Raw genomic sequence first — 26,406 nt, 5'->3', positions numbered from 1 at the left:
ACTCGTCTGAACAGTTATCCTGCTCTTAATTGTTTTTGTTGTTTCTACAATCTAGAACAGTCCTCGTTGTCGCTTATGCTTGCGCATTACTTAATCGAGAACGTCTCGCACACCATTATATTTTCCTCCTAGAACGTAAAAAAGGACACACCTGTACCGTTGGAATGGTACGTAAGGTGTGTCCTTCACGTAAGTCATGTTTTATTTGTATAATTATTAATTAAAATATAACGTTTTTATGTAATTTGTGCAAGTATTATTTTTTGAAAAGGGAAAAGTTAAAATACTATATCTAACCTTTCCTCCTAATTTAAGCTAGATTTTCCCTAAAAATATAATCTTGAATAAAAAGTTATTTTAGGTTTCTATAGGTATTAATCAAAAAGATCATCTAATTCCTTACTCATTACATTAGATGTATTTTTCTTTTGTTGCTGGTTTTTATTAAGTAGTGAATTTGTATTGTTATACGTATTCTTTTGTTTGGCTTTTAAGTCTTTTTTGCGTTCTTTATAGTCCATATGTTTATCTTCATGCTGCTCTTCATTATTTCTAGTGTTCTCTACCATATTCTTTTCTAAGTTTTGATGAACAGTAATGCTAATAGATTCGTAAACTTTTGCAACCTCTTCATCAAGTTTATTTTCTTTAGTGGGATTAACTGTTTTTGTAGCTGGTTTCAAATTAGTTTTCATATCTGTTTTTGTTTCCTCTAATACTGTGGTTATAAGTCCCTCTGTTAGAAGCTTTTTTTGCAATGGATCAGTTTCTACAGGAATTCCTAAATGAATTGGGTAATCTATATCCCTTTTTGGTTCCAACATAGTAGTAGATACCTCTTTCTTCCGTTCTGCTAGCTCCATATTTTTTTTAGGACCTACTATTTCCCTATGTGTCTCTTTTGTTATATTCGGCAGCTCGCCATTCCGTTGTAGGGCATCTTGTAATCTTGAAGCACGTGTATAATCGATTTTAAATGCGTTCTGTAGTGCATGTATAGAAGCATTCCCTGATTCCTTAAAAAAGGCTACTACATCATCATATAGGATGTCTTTAAAGAAGCCTGTTTCCTCTTGCTTTGCTTCTGTCTCTTCGTTTGGAATGCTATTTTCTCGTGAAGTCGTATTATCTAAATCTGTATTAGATGAAAGAGTAGTATTGATTTGAGAATCCTTTAATAATATCGGCGTACTATTATTTTTTGAAATTAAAACTTTACGAGGGCTATTCCCAGTGTAAGTGCTCACAACCTGATTGTGTTCTAACTTCTCAATAAATTGTACAGCCTTTATATGGCTGATTCTGAATTTTCTTTGCAAAAGAGATGGCGAGATTTGTTGTGATTCGATCACAAATGCCTTAATTTCTTCATACAACTTATTTTTAGTTTCTTCAATAACATGTCCCTGTTGACTGACATCCGTAGAATAATCAGGAAAAGTTACATTTTCTACGGTGTTTGTTTCATATTCGGACTTGTGTTCTTTATAATTCTCCAACTCTACAATATGTTGGTTCTTATTGTTTGTTTCTATGGAATTATTTTGGCCTATTTTATCACCATGCATAGGTGGAAATGATTCTATCTGTTTTATATTATTTGCATCTACATGTTTCATAGGATTTGATTTTGCGATAGATTCTTCAATGAGTCGAAGACGTTCGTTTTCCCAATATTGTCCAGACTTAATCTCTACTTGAATGATTGCTTGAGCAAATTCCTCTTTGGGTACAAAGTTACTAGTAATTTGTTGTACAGGTTGTACATGATTGTCTTGTACAATACGTGCAGCACAAATGAAGGCACCTTGTGCCATGATATCTCCTGGTGACATAACGACTTCTTTTAATTTTTGATATGTCGAACCTAAGCGACTAACAGGATTCTCTTGTATAGGAGAAATCCCTTGTTCAGATTCGGATTCTTTAAATTCCTCTGATTCACCAAACATGTCAGAAAAAATTTTCGCATCATATGGTGTTACATCACCAAATATCATCTTGTTACGGAACGAACCTAGTAAAGTAAACATATACTGCTCTGTGAAATCCAAAGCTAATTGAGATAGTGTTTGACTTGCAATTGTCAGAATGACTTTATATTTACGAGATTGTGCAGGGAACTCTTTGAACGGGCGCACAAATGTGTAGCATCCTAGCCCGAGAGGGCTGGGGTAGCTACTAACCCTTACGGGTCGCGATAGGTAAAGCTTTGAAGTTATCTCTACTTTTTCCCCCGCCTCACACCGTGCGTGCGACTTTCACCGCACACGGCGTTCCATCGGTTCAGATTGAGAATCTCTAACAAATTCAGTTAGTCTCATCCTTATTCTTAGCCTCGCGAGTAAGATAAGGTGAACAATGGAGTATATTTCAAATGTGTATCAGCTCACGATATTTCGTTAGTTTCGGTAGTTCGTATAAGATACTGTCTTCTAAGTCTTTTTGATGTATAAGTTTATGACATTTTATGCACATGGTGGCAAGATTGCTGAGTTTGTTGATTTTCTCTAAAGGTAGACGATTATTAATGTGATGACAATGTATGTTAGTTGGGATCAACGCTGTCTTACATATTCGGCACTTTCCTTTGTCACGATTATATGCATACTCGCGATTAAGTATATATTCAAAGTTATATAGCCGTTTGTTCTTTGTTTGTCTAAGCATTTGATACAAAACTATTTGGTTGATTTGGTCGTTTGAGTAAATGGTTGGTCTCATTTTCTTGTCGACCTTACCATGCCTTCTCAAATAAATCGCCCTTCCTATCTGTGTATAGGGGGTCGTATCGTAATTATATAGGAGTGCTTTAGTACTAGGCGTAAAGCTCATTTTGGTTAGTCCTATCTTAACTCCATCGACTTCAACGAAGGGAACTTTGGTTTTGTGCCCTTTATGTCTATCTTTACGGTTATCAAGGTTTTCAGCTGGGGTGAGCATTTTTTCAAATGCCCCTCCACCATGTTTTCTTTTAATAGACTTGTAAAATGTATATCTTATTTTATTATCGCATCTAACAAAAATTCTGGCAGAATTTCCGATACGAAAATAGTTACTAATACCGATAATCTTGGTGTTTATAAGTTCTATTTTGGCGGCAACATCATAACAAGTGGTGGTTTTCCGAATATTGTAGACGTCTTGAAGAACTTCTCTCATTTTAGAGTTTAGTTTCTTTTGGTTCGATATAGCTTTTCCTGCAATACGGTTTTTCAGTCTCATCTTTTCAGCTCTGATGTCGAATCCTAGGAATTGGGCTGGCTTCTCTCTCATATCGGTAATAAATGTTTTCTCCTTTGATAATTCTAATTTGAGTATATGTTTGTAATACTTATCGATTTTAGTCAAGAGTGTTCTTGCCTGTGCTTTATCCTCGCATAGAATTATCCAGTCGTCTGCGTATCTAACAAGAAAACATTTCTTATGTTTTCTAACTACTTTTCTAAGTCCTGTACTGAAAGCGTGTTTAACAGTATAACGCGCGTAGTGTTCTTCGAACTCTTTAGCTATCATCCAGTCAAAGTTATTTAAGTATATGTTCGCTAACAGGGGAGATATAATTCCACCTTGTGGAGTTCCCAACTCCGTAGGGAAAAGTTGATTATCTTCTAGTACACCTGCTTTTAACATTTTCTTAATAATAGTTAGGAATCTCTTATCCTTTATGCCCATATTCCACATTATTTCAACAAGTTTATTATGGTTAATATGGTCAAAGAAACTTTTGATGTCACCTTCGATGGCTACGTACGTTTTTGACCTAGAAATGGTATTCAAGATTCTGCCTATTGCATTGTGACATGAACGATAGGGACGAAAACCATAACTATGGTTGAAAAACTTCGCCTCTGCTATGGGTTCTAACACCATTCTTGCTGTTTCTTGGATTATCCTATCTATCATGGCTGGGATTCCTAGAGGACGCTTTTTACCATTGCCCTTGTCAATGTAATGCCTTCGAACGGGTTTAGGTTTGTAGTTGTCTATGTGTTCCCAAATGAGTTTGATAAGCTGTTCCGTTTCCATTTGTAGGTAGTAGTTCACGTCTTTCTTGTCAATTCCGACCGTTTTACTCCCACGATTGCTTTAAATGTTGTGAATTGCCGTTTTAATAGTCTGCTTGTTTTTCATTAGTTCTATCATGCCATGAAAAGAAGAGTTATCTTCTTTGGCCTTTTTGTATATTAGGTCTAACTTATCTTGGAGCTGTGCTTCATTATCTATCAAATGTCCTTTAATCCTCATTACATCTCCCCATTATTCAAGCGATTGTAACGATGTGCTGTTTAATTCCCACTCTAGAAGAGGTTCATATAGACATTTGAAATATCCATTGTTATTCTGAATCGACTGGTCCCCTTCGCTCCACGGACATTACTCCGCTTCCTCACTACTACGAGACCGCTGCCACTTGCATTGTTTCAAGCAGGATCACACTCCCTAAGGCAATGCAAGCTTCCCAAGTTCCATTTGTTCTATCCCTTATTTTACATTCCTTTAGGTGCCCACTTTACGCCGACGGTACTCACCAGTCTTGAGTAGCTCTAACATACTGGTTCAGCATAATCGGTAATTACGAAACCGATTATGTGCAAGGATTAGAATTTCGAACCTCTCCTTGTTCCCGTTATTCCTTCCGATTGCTCACGTTAAGAAGGGATTCCCTCACGACGCTTCAAGACATGGATTCCTTTCGTCACCATTGGGATGTTTTTAAAGACCACCGCACCATATAGGCATTAGTGAGTTGTGCCATCAGGTTACGACCTTACCTAACTTCAGACCCTAACTCGTGTGTAAGTTAGCGCATGTAGGGGTATCATGGCTAGGATTAATGAGCTATTATCCTAGAATGGGAGTTTCACCCATAAAATTCGAACAAATAGTTAGGCTGTGTAAGAGTCAGCCCCTCCATTTCACGCCGCTACGTTTATAGGAGAACTTGGCGTACCATAATCCGGGAACTCATCCACAATAATGTGATGATAAGGCGAGACGTTTGGTTCCCTACGGAATACCGCATTCTGCATACTCAGCAATACAAATTTTCCTAATACGTTTGAAAGGTCTGCTAATTCCCCTTTCGCAGTATTAACAAGTAGAATGCCACCCTGCTCTAAGTAGGGTAAGTACCCAGCGCCTTATCATATTTCTATGATAGGTTTCCAAGTACTCCCCCCGAACCGTACGTACTTGTCTCCAAGTATACGGCTCTCCATTTATCAATCCAACTTACCTGAGTGTAAATCTATGTGACATTTATGGCAGAGTGCCATGGTTTTTCTTTTCCTAGCGATCATCATTTTCTCCCACATTTTCTTACCTTTTAGGTTTTTTAACTTTCTTATGTGGTGTATTTCGATTGCTAGGTTCTTTTTGCCACACATTTCACATTCTTCAGCTAATAATCGTTCAATGAGACTTGTTCGTCCAGACATTTTTAAGGTGTTTGGGAGAATATCGACTTCTGTTTTGGTATCTATACTTATTTGTCTCCGAAATCCTTGGTCATAAAGATATCTTATCTTTTCACCGTTGTTAGTTTTGTATCGTATACCAAATTTCCCATTAGTTCTATATTTGTTGAGTATTTGTTTAACACTTTTTTTGTACTTGCTAGCGAACGTTTTATACATACTATATTCCATTATGTATTTGTATTTATTTATAACACTTACGTTGTTTGCCAACTTGTAGTATTCATATAGACCACGAATTTCTGCGTTGTAGATACTTAAAATCTCTAAGTCGTCATTATCTTTTAGATAGGTTCTGTGTTTAGGTTTCCAAGTACCTGTATTTTTGTCAATTGCTAGTGCATCTTTTTGTAATAGGTTCTTTATCCATTTGTTTTTGGGTACGTATAGTTTAGGCGTGAAAGAGAATACCCTTTTTGTCCTTCTATGGGTTGTTTTTGCTATTGCTTCTTCTCTTGAGATTGTAATATCGTAACCGAGAAATTGTACTAATTTTTCACTATGGGTTATGAGAGTCTTTTCCTGTGACAACTCGAGTTCAAGGGTTTCTTTAAGAAAAATCGTAAGATTTTCTTTGACTTGAATAGCGTCTTCTTTGCTACCTATTATTCCTATGAGGAAATCATCTGCGTACCTGGTATATACAATTCTTTTGTAGTTTTCGTCCATAGGTTCTTTTGAATGTATAGAGAGCTGTTCTTTGTGTAGTTTGTTCCACTGTAGTTTCACTTCTCTTTTTTCTTCCTCTGGCATTTGTCCCCATTGTTCCTCATGTTTTTTTCGTAGTCGGTATTTCTTATCTGAAAGGTACGCATAATCACGATTTGTCTTTCTTCTTGGTCCTTTATCAAATTGTTGTTTATAGATCTTCATAAATTTGTCTAGTTCATTCAGATAAATATTTGATAGTATGGGACTGATTATGCCTCCTTGAGGGGTGCCAGAGAATGTGTTGTTATATGTCCATTCTTCAAGATAACCTGCTCTGAGAAACTTCCAAATTAACCTTATAAATTTTTCATCATCAATCCTTCTTTTAAGGATATTTATAAGTGAGTGGTGGTTTATGTTATCGAAGAAACCTTTTATGTCCCCCTCAACAAACCATCGTACCCCTCTATATGTCTTTTGAATTTGAATTAACGCAGTATGACAGCTCTTTTTAGGTCTAAACCCATGTGAATCATCGGAGAACGTATATTCATATATACTCTCAAGGATACTTCGTATTATTTCTTGTATGATTTTATCATCCATAGAAGGGATGCCTAGTGGTCTTTTACCTCCATTAGCTTTCTTCCTATAAATCCGTCTAGCTGGATAAGGTTTGTAAGTCTCGTGTTTAATTTTGTCTATAAGAGTGTTAATTCTTTCAATACTCATTCCATCGATATTCTTTCCATCCGTACCTTTTGTCATGTTGCCTTCTTTGGCGTATATCTTAGAATATGCCATATAATAAAATTCTGGATTATACAGGTTTCTGTATAGTCTCTTGAACTTGTAATCTGTATTACTAGCCATGGTACGTAGGTTGTTTAATACCTCATTTGGATTTCTCATAGAGCCTCACGCTCCTTCCTAATTTGTATTAAACCGATAAACTGTTTCCCTTCGCCCTGTAATAGGCTTTCCCTATCTCTGACTACTACGGAAACTCCGTTACCTTATTGGATATTCATAAGCCACATACCTTGTTTTACACTTGGTATCATCCTTAATAGCCAGTTTGTATTGGCGTTCCAACTTAGGTAATCCCCATTTAGTACATTTAGAGATGAGCTTGCTATAGTGTCGGATGCGACTTTCGTCCTTTTCCACCTACAGTGGATAGTTAGTAATGGATCTCTGGGACTTGAGGATGATGACCTCGTCCTTCTATACCATTTAGCGTCCACCTAATTAAATGGTCATTACTACATAACGTTACTAGTTACCTTTCGTCATGGGGTTCGATATCCCCCTTTGGACTATCGTTTAAGCAGTTTAGCTTTCATCCTTGTCTATACGTTTCATCTGGCCATTCAGTCGTAATTTGGTAACTAATTAACTTATGGCTTTACCAACATGCTACACTCCCCGTTCAGTTTCCTTCCCGGATAAGTTGGTTGATGATAGGCTTTTGTGAGACCTGAGCCTACAACTTTGCTAGAGTTGAATCTCTAAGTGCCCGTATGGGCGCACGTGAACATCAAAATCAAAATCTGATTTTCCAAATAAAACACGTCGTATTAAAACATTTGAGGCTAAATCTTTTAAGATGTTACGCAAACCTTTTACATATTCTTCTTCCCGGTCATAATGCATTGGTTTTCCACGATATTTTCCAGATTTATAAACGGCCGGTTCCCCTTGGAAACCTGTTTTTTCACGAATGGTATTATCGAACCATTCATCTATACCTTTTATAATCTTATATTCGTTTTTTTGGTCACGTGAAGCAACAACACTTTGAACAAAATCATATAGTTTTTCTACCTGTACTTTTAATAGTTTGTGCATACGGTGTACACGTTCTACATCGTCGTAGGGTAAGCGCCCAACGCCTTTTCACATTACTGTGATAGGTTTTCAAACGCTCCCCTCCGAACCGTACGTACATGTTTCCATGTATACGGCTCTCCACTTATCCTCTGAATTTCAATCTAACCTTCCAGCGTGCAGGTCAACATGACACTTTTTACACAATGCTAGTGTTTTGCGGTTGCGAGCTATCATGATTCTTTCCCAAAGTTGTTTTCCTTTTAGTTCTTTGAGTTTTTTAACATGATGCATTTCGATAGCGGTGTTTTCAGTTTGACACCACTCACATTTACTAGCCTGAAGGCGTCTGATTAGACTATTGCGTCCTGCATATATCATAGTATTTGGAACGATATCTATTTCTTTATTAGTAGTTGGATTTTCATAAACCCTTTTCAAAGGTTCATTATAGAAATATCTATGCCTCTGACCAGTTTTAGTCGTGTAAGAAATTCTAAAATTGCCTTCATGATTAAACTTTTTCATTATTTTGCTGACTGATAGTTTGTATTTGTTTGCAAAAGTTTTTACCATGCTGAATTTCATAATGTAGCGAAACTTCTGTAGGCTGTGTACATTTTTTGCTAGTTTATAATAATTATATAAACCTCTAATTTCACTATTGTATATACTTAGAATTTCTAAATTGTCGGAGTTTATTAATTCGGCCCTATGAATAGACTTCCAACTACTATCTTTTTCGATTTTAAGAACTTTGAGCTCCTTAAGTTTTCCAATCCATTTTTCCTTAGGCATGTAAATTTCGCACTTGTTTGATGCATACCTTTTGGCTATTCTACTGTTTGAGCCTTTGTATACAGCCTGAAGGTTACTTATAGTTACATCGTATCCAAGGAATCTCGTTTTCATTTTGCCATGTGTAATGAGTGTTTTCTCTGATGATAGTTCAAGATTTAGTTTATTCTTTAGAAAAGCCGTAAGGTCTTTCTTTACTTCTTCTGCGTCCTGTTTTGAACCAATTATCCCTATTAGGAAATCGTCGGTATATCGTACATATTGAATTCTCTTAAAGCTAGAATCCATTAATTCTACTGAACTCATTGTACGTATATCTTTTTGAAGCCTTTTCACTTCACTTGTAATCTCAGTTAATTCATTGTGTGGAGCCAGTACTTTTCTATCTGCGAATTTCTTTCTTAAATACCAAAGTCGCTTATATTTTTGGGTATATACTATGTTGTTTTGTCGGCGTGTGCCTTTATCAAATAGTGTTTTATACTCTTCGATATACTTATCAAGTTCATTTAGATAAATATTTGATAGAATTGGGCTGATTATTCCTCCCTGTGGAGTGCCACTATAAGTATTATTGAATTTCCAATCCTCTAAATAACCTGCTCTAAGAAATTTCCAGATTAAATTAATGAATTTTTCATCTTTAATTTTTCTTTTTAGCAGTTTAATCAAAATGTGATGGTCAATATTGTCGAAGAAGCCTTTGATATCACCTTCTACCCACCACTTAACTCCTTTGAAGATTTTAGTTGCTTGTGTTAGTGCTGTATGACAACTGCGATTACGTCTAAATCCATGAGAATTGTTAGAAAAGGTCGGTTCGAAAACAGCTTCTAGGATGTTTCTTACGATGTCTTGAACTAATTTATCATCTATAGAGGGTATCCCTAAAGGCCTCTTTCCCCTTATTGATATATACTCTGCGAGATGGAGCTGGTTGGTAACTTTGGTTTTTAATTCTTTCAATAATTTTATCGATACGTTCCAAACTCATACCATCAATGGTATGCCCATCTGTTCCTCTAGTCATGTTCCCTTCTTTTGCATATATTTTTTGATATGCTGCAAAGTAGAACTCCTGGTTATATAGATTTCGATACAGACGTTCAAATTTATAAGCTGGGTTAGTTGTTTTTTTATTCAGATTGTCTAATACTGCATTTGGATTTCTCATTGTGTCTCACACACCTTCCAATTTTGTTTTAGACCGGATAAGTTGCCTTCCTTCGCCATGTACTAGGCTTTCCCTAGCTCGGACTACTATGAAGGCTCCGTTGCCTTATTGGGTATTCAGAAGTCACACACCTTGTTAGTAACTTGGTGTCATTCTTCATAGCCAAATTCGCAAGTATGCCGGTGGCATCCCAACTTAGGCAATCCCCATTTAGATAGATAAAGAATAGCTTTCATAATGTCGGATGTGACGTTTGACCTTTTTTTCCACTTACTGTGGCTGGGAGGGAGAGACTCACTGATAGTTTATATGTACGACCTAAACTATCCTCTTTATAACCTTGTTCCCTAGTAATGCATCAACTACCTTTCATTACTCGTATCGCTGACCACCCTTGGTCTATCATTCAAGCAGTGTAGCCTTCATCCTTATTTATGAGTTTTACCTTGCCATTCAGTCGTGATCTTAGTAGTTGACCAACTTATGACTTTATCACCATGCTGTTTTCCCCTTTAGGTTTCCCTTCTAGGTGAGGTGATTGGTAATAGGTCTTTCGTGAGTTAACCTAGATTAGTGCTATTTAATCAATTCTAAATCTACCCTTATGGGCGCACATACATCTCAATCAAATCGTCGAAGGTAACATCTTTTTGTGGGTTATGAAGCTTTAATAAATAGATATGTTGTTTAAGATGGTTACGCTGCGCTTGTTCAAAGAATGCATTGTTAGATTCAGACAAACCTTGAATAACCATAGCGAAAACTTCTGCTACTTTATCAACCGGTCCACGCAGAATGTTTATATTTTTGGTATCAGGATTGGTTGGATCAATGTAGTAAACCGAGCTTGCTGGGATCTTATGTGCTTGTACCAATTTAAATACTTTTTGACATAAATCATTACTCGGTTCAATAACAGTCACACCATTTAAAAATGTTCCTTTTACTTCTTCTGTATCATAATCATTCTTTTTATACGCTGTTTCAAACTTATTTATAAAACGTACCATCCAGTGTAAATCTTGATTAATCATGGGAATAATTAAACTTGATGTTTTACCAGAACCGATTGGACCAATAATGATTCCATTTAGCGTTCTATCTTTCCCCTTAATACGAACCATCTCTTTATGCTCAATATGCGGTCCAATTTCTACATCAGGGTATATTTGTTCTTCTTGGCTATTAAACCATTTTTGTAACTTGTGATTTTTATATTCGTATTTTTGGACCCACTTTAATATTTCTTCTCGGTAACGAACAATATGGCCACTATACCAAAGTGTAAATAAAATCATAAATACTGTAGGTAAAAAGACAAAAATCATAGTGAGTGTGTGAAAATTTCCTGTTAAAACATGACCTATGGCCTCATACTCACCAAAATTAACATGTTTTGATTTATCTGTAAGATACGGAATAACCTTTGCATGGATCGGAGCAGTTGCAAACCATAAAAATTGAATATCAACTGCAATATGAGAAGCAATCAAAATTATTAACTTTCCATTTTTTACATGCAAAGCAGGGATACGGCTGTAAAACCTAAAGCTAAATTCTCCTAATAGTAAAGAGAAGAACATTAAAATAAGCGGTACATATGTAATTTCTATAGGATAAGAAGGTGGTTCAAATGCATAGTAAAGTAACTTGATGTAGTTTACTAAACCGAATCCAAACGAAAGAATAAATCCGCTAATTAATCCGATTGTAGTAAATAGCGGTAATCGTTGTTTAAATGTCTCCATATAGGCTCACCTACCTTTTACAGATATAATTGAGCTTTATGTTTAAACTTGAATCGATTATTGAATTCTGGTTGAAATAGTTCCTTTGATTTTTCAAAAAAGAATTTCGCTGCGTCTTCAGTTTGTTTTAAATATAAATCAATACTATCTCTTTCACAGAGCTGGTTATATTCTTCCTGAGAAAGTACCGCAATATTTACTTCTATTTTTTTATTCGTTGCCGTTTCAATGATTACATCATACCAATAGTAATTCGGTTTTCCTGGGATTTGGATATCTTGTAAGGAAACACTAAACGTTGCCCCCTCCTCTGTCATATGTTTGAGGACTAGTTCAGGGTTTTTAAACGCTTCTCTAGCAGAGAGCACTCCCTCTGTAGTAGTAGTTGCATATTGTAAATCCATTTTGATTTTCCACTTTTCTCCATATAAAAAAAGGCAAGCGACACCCACTGTAAAAACAGCGTGTGTCGCTTGCCTTAATTTCATATGTTCTGATTTGATTTTAGTTTTAATTATATGTTCAAACGCTATTCTAACACCTCAAAAAATAAAAATCAATAAAATTATATAGAAGTATATAAAAAACAATGGATTAATATAATTCTACAAGCTTGCGTCTTTTCGGGTGTATGTTATTTGCAGTACGTGCCATGATTTGTTCATCCGCTTCGATAGTAACACTTTCATTTTGGAGCGATAGAAGTAGTACATTGTCATAAGTGTCCATTAAAAGTATATCTCTAGCCATTTTGCGCTTTGGATAGATCACAACAAGTGGCACCCCCTCATCACCTTCTCTTCTTGAAAACACAACATCGTCTAATCTAGCAATCATTCGGTAATCATTTTCATTGCCAAAAATAAAGAAGAAATCTTGCATAGCATCTTTATCTCTCCTATATGTTCGTCTAAGACCACCATCTATTGTTTCCTTAAATGTTTGAACTTTTTCAACAAATGCGTAGCGCCAATCAGCATCTCCTACTGTACGTTGAGATAAAGGCAAAAGAATATCTTGTTCCAAGTTTTGATTATCGTCTGTTCCTAGAATGATATCTGAAATAACATCTCCAGCATCTTTCAATGAGCAAATGTGTACATTTAGATTTGGTATATTCATTAATAGTTCATGATACTTCCGCATAGAAAATAATAGATTTTTCATACGTACGTATGGCGGTTCTGCATCTTCTGCAAGGAACATTGATTTGTCGTACATAACAAAGACAACCGTTACATCTTCATTGTTTTTTTTTGTATATTCTATGTACTTCTCTACTTTTTCAACTAAGGTAGAATTGGTTTCTTTACACATATCCATCTCAATATGGATATTTTTATCTTGATATGAAATATGTTCATCAGGAATCAAGGCCAATTGGTTGTCCTCAATTTTCACATTTTTTTTCTGGTAAAAAGAACGAATATCCAATTCATATAATATTTCATTGGTTTGTGTCTTCTTTGTAGTCGCTAAAAGAGTACGGATCATGACCTCACGTGAACACATTGTGTGAAAAGAAGTTGCTCTTGAGTAACGTCTTTTTGAACTTTTTTCAGAAATTCTTCCTATTTCCATTAAGAATTCAATTGTCTTTTCTTTTAAGGAAAATAAAGCACGTTTCGTAATACTGTCAGCCTTTTTATCTATTCTTTTAGTTAGCATAGCTCCATATTGTGAGTAACGGTCAAGCTTTGTAAATATGCTAGCTTCAGAATATTCTCTTCCCTCAAATGCACTATATAACTGAGTGATTTGTCTTGTTGTAAGTGCTCTTTTGTAATATAAAACTGTAAAGACAAATATGTCAGCTTCTTTTAAGTGAAAATATTTTTTGGTACCTGATCTTCTATATTTATACACTTTTCCGGACAATGCATACACCTCTTATATTGAATTAAACTTAAATTAAATACTTATTATTTTTAATATACTATTACATTGATGTGGTAGTTGTAAAACAAGAAAAAATGAATAAGAGATTTTAATCTTTAGAGATACCTCATTTTGTACATCGAAGTTGAGATGATAACTACTCTTATAAATCTCTTATAAATTATTGATTTATAAGGCTCTATTAAATCCTTTGTTTTGTTAGGACGAGCTACTACTAAACATCTAACAATAGTTATAATGAAATTCCATTTGTAAAATAATGTTATGATGTCCTAACATTTATTAGATAGTAAAAATACATTTTAAGTGATTAAAATTATTCAAGAATTATAAAAAGGCTTATTGATAATAAAGAGTAATTTTCTCTATCTTTAACTCGAAATTCAACTTTTTATATGTGATGAAGCGCTCTTTCCAAATTCTGATATTGACTCAATTTAAAATTCCAACTTTTTCTTTTAGTTGTTTTTATTGTATAGAATTATAAATTCACTTAGACAAATATTATTAATTGTTTCTACCAAATCAAAAATAAGTTAGAAATATGTCTACTGGTACTTAACATATAGGTTTTAGTCACTAAAACTACTTCCCCTTTTGCTTTGTTGAGAAGGATTAATCCTAACTGCAATGATAAAATTAACCAATTGTTAATTTTATGTAAGGTTATAATTGTTATCATCATTCCTCATGCATTACAAGAATTTTTATTGTAATGTAAGTATCACTTTGATGTTAATAAGATGAGATTTCACTTTTAATAATCTAGTTTGAACAAATGTTTCTTTTTCATAGTAGTGATGTGATTGTTAGCCTACTACTTTTAGAATGTCAAAGTTGATTTATCCTTGTATTCCCTTTTTAATATGTTGAACATTGAGGGTATTGATGCTGTTCATATGAAATTAACAACCTCTTCTACTGGCTTTCAAGGAATGAATGAAATTGACAAGGAATTGAATTCAAATGAGGAACAGAGGATAATTTTTCTTATAACATATATAATAATGTGAACTAACAAGTACTAAGTGAAGAACAGTGCATTAACATAACATTAACAATGAGCGGTATTATAAGTGATAAATACTTTTAAAACAGCTAGGTAATAAAGAAAACCTTAGTGTGAATTGCTATAAGAACGTTTTGAAATCTCCCTAGTAATATACGATATTAGAAAATTCTGTTAATGAAAGTCGAATTCTATAAGCTGTACAAATACGTTTTATATACAAGTTTTATATAAGGGTCTTATATAAAAATTTATGCTAATTGAATAAGTATTTTTTCGTTTTAACATTGATATAAAAGTATTTTTTTATACACCTTATATATAAAACTTATATGTAAGATGTATAAGTTTTTATTGGTTTTTGATGTTAAAAAAATAGGTGGTTTTTAATCTGTTTTTTTTAATATTAATCTGGATTTTATAATAATCTTTGTCGAAATGTAAATTACATGAAATTTAAAATTGATATAACATGTATACGCATTATATATACGTCGTACACTTAACCCCTTATAAAATATAGATTAATTCTAATTTTGTCTTTATAAGTCTTATATATAAGTCCTGTATATAGGTTTTATTTATAATGACTTGATATACGACGTGTAATGATGTACTATGTTCCTAGGAATAATTAACCAGTGTTTTAAGGGGGGGACAACTTGAACGAAGTTTTAAGTGAAAAATATCAAACAATCAAGTTTGCAGATGAAGTAGTAAACATGTTTGCTGATATACTTGAACAAGATGAGATACTCTATAGTGTATTTCTATACATAGGAAACATAGTAAATAAACAATTTCAAGAGACGAAGTACATGAGGGGCATATCTATTAATGAAATAGTGGAAAATGTAGTTATTGATAGGAGAGTAAAGAAAAAAAAGGGAAAATCCTATTCATTAGAGGTTGAACGTACAAATATATCTAGACGTTCAGCTGAAATAAGTGTGAGTACGCTATCATCAATGTCTTTAATCTATGAAAAAACTATGCACCCATATAAATTTTTAATCTCAACTTATAGAGGGCAACAAGTACTGATTGAGTTAGGTAAAAGAAAAAAGATAAATAAGGAGAGATAAAATAATGGCAAAAAACTTCTTAAAGAATGAAGTGGCAGTTAAAATGACGATGGTTGGTTTTGGTCAAGCTGGTACTAGAATGGTAGATAAATTTGCAGAATATACACATACAGATGGCACAGCAGTATATAATTGCTTAGCACTAAATAGTAATGATGGGGATCTAGCTGAATTAAAAAATGTACCAAAAAGTAATCAAGTTTCACTGAAATTAGGTGGTTTAGGTAAGAACCCTGAGCGTGCAGTAAAAGTCCTTGATTCAAATGAGGAAGCAAAAGAAAAGCTAAAAGAATTTATTACTGAACGTGTAAGACCTTCGGATGAACTTGTTTTATTTTTTGCAGGTTTAGGTGGAGGAACTGGAACTTCTACAATCATTAAGGCCATTGAAGAATTTTCGGCTTTTCACAACAAGCCCGTAATCAGACAAGAATTACAAAAGGTTGCGCAGCTATATCCAATGGCTGAAATTAAGGCGAATCAAGCAAAGTTTGCAAGAATAGCCTTTGAAAATGCTATTGAGCGCAAAGACTTTATTAAAATGGGGATTGTTGTAACTCTTCCCGTCCGAGCGGATGGGCCTGATGTATTACGACAAGTAAATAAATTTTCACAGGAAATTTGGAAATTAGCAAATGATAAATCAAGAGGTGTAGCATTTGTAGTATTTGCCGATAACCAGCATTTTTACGATGAATTTAAGGAATTGAATGAAAATGAGAAAAAAGGTGTCGCTAATTCACGAGATTATGCAAATCAACGTATTAGTGAAATTATTCATGAGTTAAATACCGCTGCTAATGGATCTGGTACATCTGTAATACTAGATTCTCAAGACTTTAAACGTATTTTACTTGAGAAAACGGGCTGTTTAGTAATTAATAAGGTTTCACGTAATATGAATCAAATAGAAAATAGCCATGCAATTATAGAAATGTTTCAAGAATCATTAAGAGGAAGCTCTTTCCATCCCCCAATTGATTTGATGAAGAAGAACGATGATGGTTCTGTTGAAGCATCAAAAGTACATCATTTTGGTATGCTTGCTATCCTAGATGAGCAAAAGAATATTAATGATTCCTTTATGGATGACGCTAAGGTAGAAGTTTCAAATAATTTACCTATAAATGGCACAGTCTTTAATGGATATTTGGTAAGTAAGAATGATTTCTTAGGAAGTGTATATACCTTCTATAAAACTGATGCATTACCATCAAGATTATCTAAAGGTTTAGTTGAAGAATTTAATGAGTTTAAAGAAAGACAGAGCCAAATTCAGTATAAAAAGTCTCAAATTAGTACGATTGAGAGTATAGATGAGGATGAGGATTTAGGTTTTGCATTTGGAGATTTTATCGATATGGGTAGTGACGAGGAAAATAATAATGCTGGAGCAAATGAAGATGAAGATCTAGCAGATTTTCTAGATCCAGATAAGATGTTTGGTACTACAAAATAATAAAAAAGTCTGGACTAAGTTCCAGACTTTTTTATTATTCTACTGAATTCATAAGAGATTTTATATGCTCAATAATATTATCTTGTATGTACTGCTCTATGAAGAGTTGTTTTTTACTCAAATCTTCCTCTTTTTTAAACCAGCCTGCTTTTCTAGTACGCTCTTCCTCAGGTTTATTATTCCATAAGCTTTCTGCTTGTTTTCTTAATTCCTGGCGTGCTCTATGCTCAATAATAAAATTATCAAGCCTATCTTGGCGTTGGCGTAATTTTAGCGTTTCTACATCTTCTGGTTGTGGTAACTGCTTTAATATACTCTCTACCTTCTCTTCATAATGAGATTCAATATGTTTTATTTTTTCTTCTAACTGTTTAGTTACCATTTTTTCAATAATTTCTGCAGTAGCTTGAAGGTTTAATTCAGTGGATACCTCATTTGTTTGATGTTCTGGTGACACTGGTCTTAAATCAAACTGGTGTGGTAAAAGGTCAATAATTGCATCTAAAGACCATTTCTCATCCCTTTTCTGCTTTATAAATAGAGCAATTTCAAGATCTAAAGCATTATAGAGTTTTTCATTTGTATTTTGAGTTCTTAAAGTTTCATGAAGTCCCTTTTCTTCTAGGATATTGAACCAATTATAAACTGTATTATGATGACGTCCCACTAGTTTTGAGAATTCTGTTATCCGCCATGCTTTTTCGAAAACATTATCATCTAATATATCATCATCGTTAATTTGATGGTCTTGTTTTTCATTTTTTTGCTCAATCATTGTAACTACCTCCTCAAAAATCAACTCATAAATAACTAATTATAATTAACATGTGATCTAAAATTAACATGTTAGCCAGTATTTCGATAATATTTACGAAAATCCCTACTAATTCAGTGAATTACATGAAATGTGAAATTGACATGTAAACATACACTTGTTAACAAAACATTAACGTTCAGCATAAAATTTGGTTGAATTAGCAACTTTAGTACCAATTATATATTTCAAATTGGTAATGTTTTGTTAATAGGAATATATATATTATGTTAGTAGCACTACTGATAGTTGCTATGAGATTAACAAATTAGGCTACTTAATATTAATGATAAGGAAATAAAGCTATTTTGTAAATAAGTTATAAGGATATAATCCAGGTATATAACGGAAAATACACATAGTAACGTCCAAAATGTAATTATCACGTATAAAAACTAGTAAAAAGTAAAATAATATTAATGTAGATTTAGTATTGTTCAATAAACAAAACAGTATTTAAGGATATAGGAGCACAATCATAATACTTTGAGAGGTTCGCTCCTACTCCCCATTTACTTGCTACGGATCTACTTATGTATATTAATTTAGTATAGAATGTACAATTTAAGTTGTATATTGCATGTCATGATAGAAATTTATATAGTCAGTATCAACAAAATGAACTTTATCGGTATTTAAGAACAAACTGAGCCTGCGAATTGACATCGATATAAAAGGTGACATTGACATGAAACTGACACTAAGACATTCTTCTAATAACACACAAGCGCCTATTGTTAATGTTTTGTTAACTATAATAGGTATATTAACCCTATGTTTACATGTTGATCTAAAAAGATTACCTTTTAACATGAAATGTGAATCGTAAACGAAGGATTTTATGGGTAATTTTAAGGAAGTTTTTAAGATACTAAAGTTTGACTTAGAATACTAGAATAATCCTGGTGGTGTTTTTTGTAGATATCCGATCTCTAGTACATGCTTGCATATAATAATAAGATCATAAATAAGATGATGAGATTGATATGTTAACCAAAATTAGATAAGTATACTTCGAATATCCATAAAGATAACATTGACATGAAATAAGAAATCGCTATGAGATCAATATAACATTAACAAAAACTATTCAAACTAAGGACGGATCATCCTAATTGTTAATGTCATGTTGATCAAAGATAGAAACTACCATTTTGACTTAGAGATGCTAGTTATTCTAATGGGTGTTATGACTTAAACCTCCTTAAAAAGTTAATAAAAGTAATTGGTAATAAAATATAGCATGCGCTGGTTTGCTAGTTGTTACATCCTATTAACTAATAATAATAAATGTAGATCTACCAAATGGTTTTACGTTAATTCACATCTGAGTACCATCGGATTGATATAATGTGTAAAATACTGATATGAAATTAACTTCTACACATTTTTATTTCGTTTCATATCAATGTCAATTGATATGTCAATTTCAATCAGGAGTATTAGTGTCGGATAATTGTTTATATAACATTAACATATCTGAGTTGTGTACTTCTTGTGTTAATAAATTAAATAGAGATAGATTTTCTTTGAAACCTTCTTGATCATGGAGATTTATAAAAAGAATGGTGTACCATATTTGAAATTTAGTTATAAATAGCAGTTGTAATGTTCAGGTATATGACTTATTTAGTTGGGCATACTATAAGTATGAGTTTTTTTATGATAAAAAAGTACAGATAATATCTTTACAATCTATAATTATAGATTGTAGTTTTTATAGTATCTGAGTGAAAGAAATGGTTTTGAAATTTAGCTATAATAGAAATGATTTTGTACGTCATTCAATTTTAAGCATGCGCAAACTAAAAGCCATTTTAATTCTTACAAGAAAAACATGTTATGGATGTATATTCATCATTAGCGTTCCTTTTTGTCTAATAACTAAAATAGGAATCCAAAAGCTATTTTATAATCTTTGTTTGCGAAATATGTAATTAGTAAGTTGGCTTAGGTATGAACTGGCTGGGTTAGTTTAACTTATATTTATCTCTCAATATAGGATTTCATGTCAATGTCAGTTGATGTGTTAATATCAATGAACGTGTTTATACCGCTTGATTGTTTACATAACATTAATATGTATTAGTCGTTTGCTGTTAGTTATGTTATGAGTACTATAAAGATTGTTTTGTATCTAAAGTTCTCTAAGGTAAGGAATATATCAAATGAATGTTTTTTACTTTTGATATTTAGTTGTAAATATAAATCGAAATTTTGGTATGAAAATCCTGTACTTAGATATACTAATAGTATTACCTGAATTAGGTGATTAAATGACATATGCAGAAAAAGAAAAAGGTTAATCAATTAGAAGCATTATTTTTGTGAGCTTAATTAATAATTGCGAAGTAGTATTGACATTTAGATATTATAGAGATAATCTTATACATAAGTTTAATTGTTTAAAATTTAATATACGAATCGAGAGATATTTAATTCTTGCTAAACGGACACACCGAGGGCATATACCTGCCATTGGTGTGTCTTTTTTTTATTTAATAACTAGAAAATGATAAGGAGAGTATTAAAGAATGAATGAAATTATTAGTGAAAGCAAAAGAAGATTTGATAAATATTGTAAAGATAATCAAGTTTTTGAGGAGAGAATTAATTCTCTTATTAACTACTATTTTTTACTGCTTGCTGATCGTGTAAACATTTTACAAGATAGAGAATTTAATAACGAGGTCGAAGAGAAGCAATTTAAAAGCAGTCTCAAAAGGTTTGAAACATTATTCCCAGCTGCTGCTAAGAATGCATTTCTAAAAGGATATCAGCTTGGTTTAGAGTTTTTCAAACATCCAGAGACAGTGATTCCGGATTCTCTATTTACAAATCCTAATTTTGTACAAGATATTCCTTTTGCAATTGTAAATGCAGCAGAATTTAGCATTTATGAATTAGTTCGAACGGATGAGACACAAGAATTTAGTGTATTTGCTGTTCGAACGTATGAAGGCATTAAACACATAATGGAGCAAGTATTTTGTGAAATTGCACTGTTTGGTGCGGAAATTGCACTTGAGCATGAACGTGAGGAAAGAGGATTGAAAGTAGTAGAAGGAAAAACAACTACATTTACAAATGTTCCAGTAGACCGTTTATTTACAATTACTCCATCTGTAGCTGCTAATGTTGTGCATGCAGACGGTCGATGTGAAATTTGGAGTCTAAACTGGAATACGAAATTAACTTTAGATAACCCTTTTATTGAATTAGCACAAGTAACCATTGTTTACAAAGATAAGACAGAGATACAAAAAAATCTTCGAGATGGATTTATATATGAACAAAGTTTATTTAGTGCGGTACCGTTAGAAGAAATCGAGGATCGTTTAGAGATTAGAGTCAAATATAACCTTATTGATAATATGCCATGCAATTTGGATGGATTTGAAATAGAATCGCTTCTCACCGAACTATTAACAAAAATACAAAATGCAACAAAAGTGCCTTTTGAAAACATGCTATTACTTTAAAGCGATTTTCTATCAAAGAATGGATTAATTAATAAAGATAAGAGTTATAAAATCATAAAACAAGAGTATGTTAGAAAAGTCAAAGAGGATTTAACGAAAATTGCAAAATGGCAAGTTACAACAAAAGCTAGACTTGTTACGACAACACATTTTCGTTTATATACAATTTGGCAGAAAAATAGCACAGGCTATCAATTGAAAAAAATAGACGATTGTATTGATCCATATGCCAAGATGAACCTCATTCAATGGATGATTGCTTCATTTTGTACGACTGGTCGTATTAAGTACGATAAGAAACCAAAAGAGTGGGTAAGCTATGAATGGATTACTTTAAGGTAAATAAAAAAGACAGAAAATAATAAAATGTACCCTATAGAATTGACACTCAAAAAAAGTCTATTCTATAGGGTACATTTTACATTGTATGTATTTTTTCTCTTTGTGTAGTTTTTCAACAAAAAGAGCGCTTTTAAAGGCGTCCAATGAACAAGATTTATATAAAAAAGGTGCACAAGATAGGTATGTATGCTTCTTAAAATTGGTGCAGATTTAATACAAAATCCTTATTTGAAAACAAGAAGCCCTAGAGTTAGGGCTCTAGGGCTTCTTGTTTTGGTATTCTCACATGGTTTTTCAAAAAGAATAGAACATATTGAAGATAACATGTGAATGTTTCATAAATGTATCAAAAAAGTGAACAAAATTGCTATTGCAGAAGAAGCAGAAATGAAGTTTCTAATACGTAAGTATGTAAAAGGTATTATTTCTAGTGGATAAAATGCGCATGGGACACCTAATCATTATTTTATCAGAGGAAAAGAATATGTTATGAACTTGGTTGAATGAAAAAATGAAAATTTTACTTTTAGAGTGAAACTAAACAAAAACGCTATTTGAATAAAAGAAGTTAGATAAGGATGAAGAATAGTCATCTCTTATGCTGGGGAGGTTAACGGATATCCAAATTAAATAAGGGTGATTATGTGTTAAAAGGTAAAGTGATTAGTTTGTTTTTTGGAATTGTAATGGTAGTTTTATTTTTAAGTCCGTTAGATATCAAAGCGGTTAATAGTAATGAACAAGAGTTTTATGATTCTTATAATACTTTATTAGCACCATATGCAAGTCAAGTTATCAGAAGGAAGCTTGGACCAGATCATCAGTATAGTTTAACGGACACAAAAATTATAAAAATTGAACGTTTCCCAGAAGAAAACTTTAATTTTATTGTTACAGTTCAATATAAAACTTATATAGGAGCTCATAACCCTCCGAATGGCATAGAAACTATTACTTTTAATATAGATCCAAGTGGAGTAAAGGTTATAAATTTTGTTCATAAAGATACTTAAAGAAGAAGTAATATTCTTTATACATTGATGAAAAGGATATTTGAATTAAAAAATGTAATAAAAATTTCATTTTGTATTAAGTTGGAATATAAAAAGAGCACTTAGTAAAGTGCTCTCGTGACGAGCCTTATTTTATAACGACTATTTTATAAAGAAAGGAACTCAGAATATTATATGTGCGCCAGTCAATTGAGTACCTTGTACAAATAAAGAGCAGCTAGCAAAAGCTAACTGCTCAGGTAATGGAATATGGTTCGAAATGGGTTGTCTACAGTATTGACGGAATATTGGTTTTTATTCGTGAAGAATTACGTTTAACTTAATGCATAGCCAACGGTCAAAGTTAGTGTTAAAAACACTGATAATAAAAGTGTTAGTAGAACGGTTGCTATGCTTCTAAGCATCGCAATCCAATTATTTATTTTAGAAAATCCTTTCATACCAGCAAAAAAAGTTCCTATTGTTAAAACTAGTAAAAAAATAAAGGGTGGATAGGTAGTGAATTCATAATAAAGATTTTAACGATTAGGCATATTTAAGAATCTCGAACATAAGATGGTAATGACAACGAGAAGAATTCATTGTGTTCGCTACTCGCGTTAATACGTTTCGAAAAGGCACCTATTTAGGTGCTTTTTTGTTTGCATCTTTCGAGATGGACGAGCATATATTGGAATGTGTGGATGGAAACCACTTTATATATCAGAACACCTATCAATTATGGGTGTTCTCTTATTATGTAAAAATTTTACAAGTTGTGTGAGAGTTGAAAAATAGTATATTATCTTTCTCAATGTACATATTAATAAAAGTTTTTAATATCATACATAAAAGGCGGGATAATATGAGTGAAAATAAAAAAAATGAAGAATTGAATAAGATAAAGAAATATTATTTTAATGAGGACAATCAACCAGTAGCTGGTATAGAGTTAATTTTGCCGCCGGATATAGGAATCATGTTAGACCCGAAATCAGTTAATGATGAAAGTAGAGATATTGATAATGAATAAGTTTAATTTAAGCATCCATTCGGGTGCTTTTTTCTTTGTTATATAGAAATTACACATGATCCCCCTTTAATACATGACTTAGGCATAGTTGGGAATGAGATATCATATAATGATACTGAACGGTTTCCAACATGATCCCCTATATTTTTTTTAAGCGAGAGCACTTATTGGGGGAGTGCTCTCTTTCGTTTGCACATAAGGAGGCTTTCATCATACAATATCAGGTCAATATAGATAAACCGTTACTCAATTAAAGAGCTCTATAAATAGGTATAGAGCTTTTTTATTGCACATAAGGAGTTCCCAAACATACAATATCGAGTCAATGCCAATCAACTTATTCCTTTTCCGAGAGCTATATATATTCCGCTATAAAGCCCTTTTAGGTTGCGCCATTAGAACGGGCAAGGCATTGTCGTATATTTTATACTCAGAAGCTTAGGGCACTTTATAGTGTTCTTTTTTATTGAACAAAATGGACATTTGAATAGAAAACATATCCTTAAAATAACCTTAATTTTACTATGAATTTAATAATAACCGAAAACTAAATGGTATAATTTTCTAAAGAAATTCAAATAAAGTTTATTTTAGAAAAGGGGTAGAGGAAAAATGTTTCAGAAACTTAAATTTTATTTAATGAGCATATTAATTAGTGCATTTTTAGGTGGGATTATCATAGGTGCTAATTTCTTGGTACATAACATATATAATTTAGTTGCAGGTAAAGAATATCAATTTAATATGTGGTCTTCTATTATTATATTTAGTGTTGTATTTATTTCGGGTTTCTCGTACATGTTGAAGAAGGGACCAGATATACTTGTTAATGATTAAACCAATATCAATTATCGTAGGCGCTGCCGTGATCTGGGTAGCGTCTTGTTTGTTGTTAAGGAAAGATAAGGGATGAGATAGACTTGCAAATTGAAATATTATTAGTCTGAAACATAGACTAGTAAACAAACTATTTCTACCGTTTCATCATAGAATGTGATGAATTCTATTTTTAGAGGAGGGAATCATATCTATGGGATGGGATAATAATTTTGGGCATTCTCGAGATTGTAATAGATTTTGGGATGATTTAGTATTTTGCGGATGCGGTCGTAGACGTAGGAGAAACGATTTTAACGACTGTCATTGTAGACGCGATTGCGATTGTGATGAGTGTCGTCGTAGACGTGATCATGATCATGGTGAACATCGAGGTTGGTAAAGTCTTTTGAAGGAGTGCATATCTTAATAGCACCCTTTTTAATTTTATAAAGAATTCACTTTAAACATTTCTTATAACTAAGAATACTTATGTAAATATGGGAAACATATTTGATTCTTGGAATGAGGGGATCGATGTGGATATAACGTAAAGTATTGCAAGAATAGTTGTTAATGGGATAGATCTTCCGTTTACTTCAGTTAGAACAACTGCATGGATTAATGGACCTGCAAATGATTTAATTGTTACGACTAGGCAAAGAGTGAATGAGCTTTATCGTGTTATGTGGTCGCGGGTGCCAGTTATGCTAAAAATGTATTTCATTCAGGGGGCGGACATAGTAAGATTTGCTAGAGTTGCAGGAGTTGATGAAAGTATAACGGGAGAATATATATATCATTTTAATTGGTGATAAGACAAACTTTAAGTAACCTAACAGCTGCTTTTTTATTTTACAAAAAAAGAACCTGTAAACCTGCATATTCTCCTGATAATGATTTATGGAGCAAGACCCGAAAATATAATATAATAATTCGAAAATGAGTTCAAGTAAATAAAAAGAACCCGCTGGAGTTCGGGTCCTTTCAGAAGTGATGATGTATTCTCGGCTTGGGAACTGAGAAAAACACAAAAATATAATACATCGTGTTTTAGAGAATTTCAATATTAAATTAAATATTATCGTGGAGGGAGTTAAATCATTTGATGAAGAAAACAAGGTAGTGATAAAGCATATGAATTTTAAAAAAAATGAGCGGGATATCTTAAGGAAACATAAAATTATTTAAATTTTTGTATGAATTCATTAATATAGAATTATATTTATTGTTTAATTGATTCTGTTTATTTCCAAACCTTATTGTGTTGTGGTTGAGTTGTAGAAGCAAGTTGCGTCTTGTTTCATTTATGAAAGGGCTTCTTTGAGCCGATTAGTGTATATATAGCTTATTTTGCTATGCATATTTTTAATCGACTTGAAGAAGCCCTTTTTGTATTGTCTTCAAGTTAGGAATTACTTGTAAAAAGGTCTTTATATTTAAGTATACAAATAAAAAAAGGGGGGATCTATTTATATCATGTCTATTTCCATGGATGTATACGAGATTTCCTTTTTTATCATTTTAGCCAAGAAGACTCCTTCCTCAAGGAGCGTGAAGGGGCACAGCCCAGTGAGTAGGTGGGAGATGAATTGGCTTCGAACAAGGGATGGCAGGAAGCCATCTTAATTGTTCGACATACAGAAAGTGTTACTCCACTACCTATCGAATGTACGTTTGGTGTATAATAGTCATATACCGAAATGGAGGTGAATCAAATAATGATGAATAAAGCCTATAAGTTTCGTATCTATCCAAATCAGGCACAAGCAATTCTAATCAACAAAACGATTG

Annotated in this window: 16 protein-coding genes and 6 pseudogenes; 10 read left to right on the top strand and 12 right to left on the bottom strand. The window is 32.9% G+C overall.

All coding sequences use genetic code 11. The features are described from left to right. Positions 1-374: 374 nt before the first annotated feature. From MR143_RS31220 to MR143_RS31180, 10 genes and pseudogenes are all read right to left on the bottom strand, one after another. Positions 375-2,141, bottom strand: coding sequence for a DNA translocase FtsK (locus MR143_RS31220; RefSeq protein ID WP_308218776.1), 1,767 nt, complete (start codon positions 2,139-2,141; stop codon positions 375-377). A gap of 232 nt (positions 2,142-2,373) precedes the next feature. Next, on the bottom strand, positions 2,374-4,029 hold the full coding sequence (gene ltrA, locus MR143_RS31215; protein ID WP_242281256.1) for a group II intron reverse transcriptase/maturase: 1,656 nt from the start codon (positions 4,027-4,029) through the stop codon (positions 2,374-2,376). 60 nt (positions 4,030-4,089) lie between these two features. Beyond that, complete coding sequence (locus MR143_RS31210) at positions 4,090-4,248, bottom strand: hypothetical protein (protein ID WP_002182079.1); 159 nt, start codon at positions 4,246-4,248, stop codon at positions 4,090-4,092. Between the two features lie 671 nt (positions 4,249-4,919). Continuing rightward, a pseudogene (locus tag MR143_RS33625) lies at positions 4,920-5,126 on the bottom strand (conjugal transfer protein TraG); the annotation flags it as partial. A 99-nt stretch (positions 5,127-5,225) separates the two neighbouring features. After that, a complete protein-coding gene (locus MR143_RS31205) occupies positions 5,226-7,043 on the bottom strand; it encodes a reverse transcriptase domain-containing protein (RefSeq protein ID WP_202822850.1) in 1,818 nt (605 codons plus the stop codon). A gap of 600 nt (positions 7,044-7,643) precedes the next feature. Further along, positions 7,644-8,009 (bottom strand): annotated as a pseudogene (locus MR143_RS31200) (DNA translocase FtsK); the annotation flags it as partial. Between the two features lie 111 nt (positions 8,010-8,120). Continuing rightward, positions 8,121-9,933, bottom strand: a pseudogene (locus tag MR143_RS31195) (reverse transcriptase domain-containing protein). A 614-nt stretch (positions 9,934-10,547) separates the two neighbouring features. Beyond that, a pseudogene (locus MR143_RS31190) lies at positions 10,548-11,681 on the bottom strand (conjugal transfer protein TraG); the annotation flags it as partial. Between the two features lie 17 nt (positions 11,682-11,698). Beyond that, positions 11,699-12,085: a hypothetical protein gene (locus MR143_RS31185; protein ID WP_000365742.1), complete on the bottom strand. Its 387-nt coding sequence runs from the start codon at positions 12,083-12,085 to the stop codon at positions 11,699-11,701. A gap of 190 nt (positions 12,086-12,275) precedes the next feature. Then, a complete protein-coding gene (locus MR143_RS31180; protein ID WP_000015598.1) occupies positions 12,276-13,559 on the bottom strand; it encodes a replication-relaxation family protein in 1,284 nt (427 codons plus the stop codon). Positions 13,560-15,251: 1,692 nt separating this feature from the next. Here MR143_RS31180 and MR143_RS31175 point away from each other — a divergent pair. Together MR143_RS31175 and MR143_RS31170 are read left to right on the top strand one after the other, a co-directional pair. Then, on the top strand, positions 15,252-15,674 hold the full coding sequence (locus MR143_RS31175) for a hypothetical protein (protein WP_001006726.1): 423 nt from the start codon (positions 15,252-15,254) through the stop codon (positions 15,672-15,674). A gap of 4 nt (positions 15,675-15,678) precedes the next feature. Beyond that, positions 15,679-17,133, top strand: a complete 1,455-nt coding sequence (locus tag MR143_RS31170; RefSeq protein ID WP_001097030.1) for an FtsZ/tubulin family protein — start codon at positions 15,679-15,681, stop codon at positions 17,131-17,133. A gap of 34 nt (positions 17,134-17,167) precedes the next feature. Here the strand turns inward: MR143_RS31170 and MR143_RS31165 are convergent, their stop codons facing one another. Then, positions 17,168-17,908, bottom strand: coding sequence for a MerR family transcriptional regulator (locus MR143_RS31165; RefSeq protein WP_000572534.1), 741 nt, complete (start codon positions 17,906-17,908; stop codon positions 17,168-17,170). Positions 17,909-20,481: 2,573 nt separating this feature from the next. Between MR143_RS31165 and MR143_RS31160 the strand changes: the two genes are divergently transcribed. From MR143_RS31160 to MR143_RS31150, 3 genes and pseudogenes are all read left to right on the top strand, one after another. Further along, a complete protein-coding gene (locus MR143_RS31160) occupies positions 20,482-21,429 on the top strand; it encodes a hypothetical protein (protein ID WP_046946166.1) in 948 nt (315 codons plus the stop codon). 18 nt (positions 21,430-21,447) lie between these two features. After that, a pseudogene (locus MR143_RS31155) lies at positions 21,448-21,771 on the top strand (hypothetical protein); the annotation flags it as partial. Positions 21,772-22,415: 644 nt separating this feature from the next. After that, positions 22,416-22,784 (top strand): DUF3888 domain-containing protein, encoded by a 369-nt coding sequence (locus MR143_RS31150; protein WP_000911827.1) that lies wholly within the window; start codon positions 22,416-22,418, stop codon positions 22,782-22,784. 314 nt (positions 22,785-23,098) lie between these two features. Here MR143_RS31150 and MR143_RS33355 read toward each other — a convergent pair. After that, positions 23,099-23,298, bottom strand: a pseudogene (locus MR143_RS33355) (hypothetical protein); the annotation flags it as partial. A 330-nt stretch (positions 23,299-23,628) separates the two neighbouring features. Between MR143_RS33355 and MR143_RS31145 the strand changes: the two are divergent. The 5 genes from MR143_RS31145 to MR143_RS31125 form a co-directional block, all read left to right on the top strand. After that, positions 23,629-23,796, top strand: a complete 168-nt coding sequence (locus MR143_RS31145) for a hypothetical protein (protein WP_001293569.1) — start codon at positions 23,629-23,631, stop codon at positions 23,794-23,796. 612 nt (positions 23,797-24,408) lie between these two features. Continuing rightward, a complete protein-coding gene (locus MR143_RS31140; RefSeq protein ID WP_000486797.1) occupies positions 24,409-24,633 on the top strand; it encodes a hypothetical protein in 225 nt (74 codons plus the stop codon). A gap of 193 nt (positions 24,634-24,826) precedes the next feature. After that, complete coding sequence (locus MR143_RS31135) at positions 24,827-25,015, top strand: hypothetical protein (protein ID WP_242281255.1); 189 nt, start codon at positions 24,827-24,829, stop codon at positions 25,013-25,015. Positions 25,016-25,169: 154 nt separating this feature from the next. Next, positions 25,170-25,427, top strand: coding sequence for a hypothetical protein (locus MR143_RS31130; protein ID WP_033690377.1), 258 nt, complete (start codon positions 25,170-25,172; stop codon positions 25,425-25,427). Between the two features lie 888 nt (positions 25,428-26,315). Then, a partial coding sequence (locus MR143_RS31125) for a helix-turn-helix domain-containing protein (protein WP_308218777.1) occupies positions 26,316-26,406 on the top strand: 91 nt, incomplete at its 3' end.

Source organism: Bacillus cereus group sp. BfR-BA-01347 (genome assembly GCF_022663835.1).
GTDB classification, from domain to species: Bacteria; Bacillota; Bacilli; order Bacillales; family Bacillaceae_G; genus Bacillus_A; species Bacillus_A thuringiensis_K.
This window is presented reverse-complemented; position numbering and strand designations above follow the sequence as displayed.

Coding starts and splice junctions, on each gene's coding strand:
- ltrA (WP_242281256.1), bottom strand. CDS start 4,029: ATGGAAACGGAACAGCTTATCAAACTCATTTGGGAACACATAGACAAC.
- MR143_RS31210 (WP_002182079.1), bottom strand. CDS start 4,248: ATGAGGATTAAAGGACATTTGATAGATAATGAAGCACAGCTCCAAGAT.
- MR143_RS31205 (WP_202822850.1), bottom strand. CDS start 7,043: ATGAGAAATCCAAATGAGGTATTAAACAACCTACGTACCATGGCTAGT.
- MR143_RS31185 (WP_000365742.1), bottom strand. CDS start 12,085: ATGGATTTACAATATGCAACTACTACTACAGAGGGAGTGCTCTCTGCT.
- MR143_RS31170 (WP_001097030.1), top strand. CDS start 15,679: ATGGCAAAAAACTTCTTAAAGAATGAAGTGGCAGTTAAAATGACGATG.
- MR143_RS31165 (WP_000572534.1), bottom strand. CDS start 17,908: ATGATTGAGCAAAAAAATGAAAAACAAGACCATCAAATTAACGATGAT.
- MR143_RS31160 (WP_046946166.1), top strand. CDS start 20,482: ATGAATGAAATTATTAGTGAAAGCAAAAGAAGATTTGATAAATATTGT.
- MR143_RS31145 (WP_001293569.1), top strand. CDS start 23,629: ATGAGTGAAAATAAAAAAAATGAAGAATTGAATAAGATAAAGAAATAT.
- MR143_RS31140 (WP_000486797.1), top strand. CDS start 24,409: ATGTTTCAGAAACTTAAATTTTATTTAATGAGCATATTAATTAGTGCA.
- MR143_RS31135 (WP_242281255.1), top strand. CDS start 24,827: ATGGGATGGGATAATAATTTTGGGCATTCTCGAGATTGTAATAGATTT.